The sequence below is a fragment of the Devosia sp. genome, from assembly GCF_017307565.1.
Classification (GTDB): domain Bacteria; phylum Pseudomonadota; class Alphaproteobacteria; order Rhizobiales; family Devosiaceae; genus Devosia.
Window position 1 is genome coordinate 1 of record NZ_JAFKHD010000121.1, and the last position, 3512, is coordinate 3512.

Below are 3512 nucleotides of genomic sequence, written 5' to 3' on the forward strand. Positions count from 1 at the left end.
GCCAGACGGTATGGTGTCTTTTTGGTCGCGCAGCCTAAACGGAAAAGTGGCGGTCACTTTTCCTGACAACGCGCCGCTGGCGGAAGCCTCTATCTTCAGAGAATTTTAGATGAAGAAGACCGCTCCGCCAACGTTGGGTTAGCAGCTAATAATGCAGACGGTAATGATGCACTTGATCTTCATGGGCCGGAGATTGGCCGGGCGCACTGAATAAATCAAGCGCAAAAGAAAAGAGGGCGGCCCGAAGGCCGCCCATTTCGCTTTGGAGGCGAACATCATCCAGGGAGGATGATCCGGTAGACCACCACAAGACCGCTTGGCTTGCGGGGTAATTCGCTAGGCCTGACCTGCGGAACGCAGGTCAGCTGCGGAACTGCTGGTGGCACTGGCCACAGGTGCCGCCGATGGTCTGAAGCGCCGCCGCATAGGCCGCGGCGTCGCCGGCCTGGGCAGCGGTGATGCCGCTTTCGGCAGCCGCAACGCCGGCATCGGCGATGGCGATAAAGGCGTCCCAATTTTCCCAGATGGCCGGGAGTGCTTCGGAGTCACCCACAATCGAGCCTTCGGGGAAGAGGTCGGGGATATGCTTGTAGTTGTCGCGCAGCTTGGTCATGGCAGCGACGGCTGGGTCACCAGTCAGATTGCCAGCCTGGCGGAGAATGCCGCCATCTTCGCGCATCAGCCCCTTGCGAAGGGTGAGCGCTTCTTCCGGCGTCGCGGGCGCCACGAAGGCATCCTGCGCAAAGACCGTTAGCGTGCCGAGGCCGAGGAGAGCCGCGACGGCAACCACGGAGAACTTCGGAAAGACCATTAATCACACCCTCAACGTGTTCATTACCGATAGGCCGGCCACGTGTGGCGCTGACCCAAATTCTGCCGGTCTCCTCTTCCGGCAGGTGGACAGTGCCATGCGACCGCTATGCTCCCAACGCCAACACAGGAATGTTATCGAATTGTGGTCAGACGGTTAGCGCCACGACCGTCTGGTCAATATCGCCGAAAACCGAGCGGCCGCCGGCCCCAATGGCAGCGATGCGGACGCGGTCGCCGGGCTTGAGGAAGGGCGTGCGGGCGCGGCCGAATTTTGCTTTTTCGGCGGTGCGCGCCTCGGCGATGCAGCCGAAGCCAATGCCGTCTTCCTTGATGGGCAGGGTGGCATCGTGATGGTTGGCGATGGTGCCCGAGCCGATGATGGTGCCGGCGCCGAGCTGGCGGGTGCGGGCGGCCTCGACGATGAGATCAACGAGATCGAAGTGGACGTCGACGCCGGCATTGGGCTGGCCATAGAGCGTGCCATTGACTTCGACGCGCACCGGCAGGTGCAGGCGATTGTCGCGCCAGCGATCGCCGAGGGTGTCGGGGGTAACGACGACCGGGGCGAAGCTGGTGGCGGGTTTTGAGTGGAAGAAGCCAAAGCCGTTCTGCAGGTCATCGGCGACGAGGCGGCGGAGCGAGACGTCGTTGCAGACGGTGACGAGGCGAATGGCAGCAGCGGCCTGTTCGCGGCTCGGGCGCATCGGCAGGGCGCCGATAATGACGGCGACTTCGACTTCGAAATCCAGCGCGAGATCATCTTCGGGTACGACGATGGGGTCGGCAGCGCCGGAGAGCGAATCGGAACCGCCCTGGTAGAGCAGCGGGCGGACGGACTGCAATTCCTCGTCCTTGCTGCCCTTGAGAGAGCGGACGCGTTCGAGATGGCCCATATAGCCGGCGCCATCGATCCACTGATAGGCGCGCGGCAGGGGCGCGAGAGCAGCGGAGGGCTCGAAGGTCTGGCCTGCAATCTCGCCCTTGTCGAGCTGGGAGGAAAGGGCGGCCAGCGCGGGAGCCAGGCGCTCCCAATCGTCCAGGGCAGCCTGGAGGCTTGGGGCGATACGGCCGGCGGAAACGCAGCGCTGGAGATCGTTGGAGACGACAACCAATTGCCCGTCGGGGCGGTTCGCGCGGAGGGTGGCGAGTTTCATGGACGGGCGATCTCTCTTTTGTGTTGCTTAGTGGCGATATCGTCGGTGGTTCAGATTGCTATAGTGTTGCCATTGTCGCCAGCGATGTCTTAAGGCGACATCGGCTGGCTGTTTATGGCCGACGAACAGGACCCATTCGTGACCTTATCTGCTTCCGGATTCCGCGCGTCGATTTTGCTGCTGCTGGCAGCGCTGATTTTTTCGCTCGATGTGCAGACCGTCTATGCCCAGTCGACCCAGTGCCGGCAGCTCGAAAACGCGCTGCGGCAGTTCGACCGTAATGGCGACTTCCGGCAGATGCAGAACAATGCCGGCGCAGCGCGGCAGTTGCAGCGCGATGTGCAGGCGGCGGAAAGCCAATATATCCGCGAGGGCTGTAACGACGCGGCCCGCGCAGGGCAGCAGTTGTCGCGCCAGTGCCAGCAGCTCGCACGCGTCGTTTTGCGGCTGCGCGACGATTTTGCCAAGGTTTCCCAATCGGTCGATACTGGCAGCGCCGTGGCGCAGCAGCGCGAGGCGATCTTGCAGGAAATGGCCCGCTTCAGCTGCAATACCGGCTCGAGCGCCAATTTCAACCAAGAACGCCAGTCGGTGTTCGACCGCGTTTTCGGCTCGACCACGGAAGGCGACTTCACCAATGGCGACATGGTGGATGGCGGCGACTATTGGGGCTACCAGGGCTATGCCACGGTGCGCACCGTCTGCGTGCGCCTGTCGGACGGCTATTTCTGGCCGATCAGCTATTCCACCCTGCCCGACTATATCGGCAATGATTCCCAGCAATGCCTGGCGATGTGTCCGAACACGCAGGTAGAGCTCTACTATTATGACAATCCCGGCCAGGAGCCAGAGCAGATGCGGAACATGTATGGCTCGCCCTATACGGCGCTGCCGACTGCTTTTGCCTATCGCAACCAGTTCGACAAGAATGCCAGCTGCAAGGTGGCGCCGAAAGCCGATGGGACCGTCTCGGTCACCGCATCGGGCGGCGGACAGGCGCGGGCCATGCTCGACATTGCCGGGCTTTCCTTCCCCCTGCCCATGCGTGATCCACGCGGCGTCGCGCCGGTGCGGCCGGTTCAGTCCGTATCAGTGGAACCCGTGGCCGCCGTTGCCATGATCGATGTGCCCCTGCCCCGTCCGCGTCCGGCGGGTCCTGGCGAGGTTGCCGTCCGCCCCAATGCCAGCCAGACACCGGCCGAGGCGGACCTGCGGATCGTGCATTTCGGCGACAAGACCGTCAGGGTAGTCGGGCCAGACACTCCGTACGCCCAAGCAGGACGAGCAGGGACTTAAGCTCCGGCCCGTCATGCCGGCCGGTCAGCGCCATGCGCAACGGCATGAAGAGAGCCTTGCCCTTGCGACCGGTCGCGCCCTTGAGGGCGTTGGTCCAGGTAGACCAGGTGTGCTCGTCCCACGGCTCGGCCGGCAACATGGCCTTGGCCGTGGCGAGGAATTCGCGGTCTTCGTCGGCAATGACGGGCTCTACGGGCCCGGTGACGAGCTTTGACCACTCGGCGATATCGGGAAAACGCACGAGGTTTT

The 3512-nt window shown here is 63.1% G+C and carries 3 protein-coding genes and 1 pseudogene; 1 reads left to right on the top strand and 3 read right to left on the bottom strand.

What is annotated here, in order from left to right; genetic code table 11:
- Nucleotides 1-361: 361 nt before the first annotated feature.
- Both J0I64_RS03470 and J0I64_RS03475 read right to left on the bottom strand, forming a co-directional pair.
- A complete protein-coding gene (locus J0I64_RS03470) occupies nucleotides 362-811 on the bottom strand; it encodes a cytochrome c (RefSeq protein WP_291406227.1) in 450 nt (149 codons plus the stop codon).
- Between the two features lie 148 nt (nucleotides 812-959).
- On the bottom strand, nucleotides 960-1967 hold the full coding sequence (locus J0I64_RS03475) for a fumarylacetoacetate hydrolase family protein (protein ID WP_291406228.1): 1008 nt from the start codon (nucleotides 1965-1967) through the stop codon (nucleotides 960-962).
- Nucleotides 1968-2105: 138 nt separating this feature from the next.
- Here J0I64_RS03475 and J0I64_RS03480 point away from each other — a divergent pair, with 138 nt between their 5' ends.
- A complete protein-coding gene (locus tag J0I64_RS03480; protein WP_291406229.1) occupies nucleotides 2106-3263 on the top strand; it encodes a DUF2865 domain-containing protein in 1158 nt (385 codons plus the stop codon).
- Here J0I64_RS03480 and J0I64_RS03485 read toward each other — a convergent pair.
- Nucleotides 3208-3512: pseudogene (locus tag J0I64_RS03485) on the bottom strand (glutamate--tRNA ligase); the annotation flags it as partial. The gene J0I64_RS03480 and the pseudogene J0I64_RS03485 overlap by 56 nt on opposite strands.

What these genes read in the sequence shown, in the direction of transcription:
- J0I64_RS03470 (WP_291406227.1), bottom strand. Translation starts at nt 811, where the DNA reads ATGGTCTTTCCGAAGTTCTCCGTGGTTGCCGTCGCGGCTCTCCTCGGC.
- J0I64_RS03475 (WP_291406228.1), bottom strand. Translation starts at nt 1,967, where the DNA reads ATGAAACTCGCCACCCTCCGCGCGAACCGCCCCGACGGGCAATTGGTT.